This window comes from Chryseobacterium sp. DT-167, assembly GCF_058310155.1.
The window spans coordinates 1-521 of sequence record NZ_JBZEEQ010000139.1 but is presented as its reverse complement, the minus strand read 5'-3'; the positions used below and the strand labels follow the sequence as shown (position 1 = coordinate 521).

The following is a 521-nucleotide window of genomic DNA, read 5'->3' as shown; positions in this document are numbered from 1 at the left end:
CACCGCATCTCGGCGGGTCGCTACGCCGAGATCCGCAATTGGGCGACGCTCGACGAACTCGAGCGCCACCGCCTGCTCGTCATGGCCATCGCCTCGACGACGGCGAGCGATCCGGTGTTCTCCCATCACGCTGCCGCGGCACTCTGGCGTATCCCGATACTCGGGCACTGGCCGCCGAAGATCGATGTCACCGTGCCGTCCGCAAGCGGCGGTCGCTCGAGCGGGCAGATCCGACGGCACTGCCGCGCATCGTTTCCGCCGCCTCTGGCTCAAATCGATGGAATGCTCGTCACCACTCTCGCGCGGACGGCGGCCGACCTCGCTCGCGCGCTACCGTTCCGAGACGGAGTGGCAGTGCTCGACGCCAGCCTTTCCCCGCGCTTCGGCGACCACGAGAAGACGCGGGCATCGATCGCCGCCGAGTTGCGGTCTGGGTCAGGCGGCCGCGGTGTCCGCACCGCCCGAGCGGCTCTCGACTTCGCCACAAACCTGTCGGAGTCCGTGTGGGAATCTGCGAGCCG

At 68.9% G+C, this 521-nt stretch carries 1 protein-coding gene; it reads left to right on the top strand.

Features of this window, described 5'->3' with window-relative positions; genetic code table 11:
* The coding region (locus AC4FQ5_RS20165) for a hypothetical protein (protein WP_491146527.1) at positions 1-521 on the top strand (521 nt) is incomplete at both ends.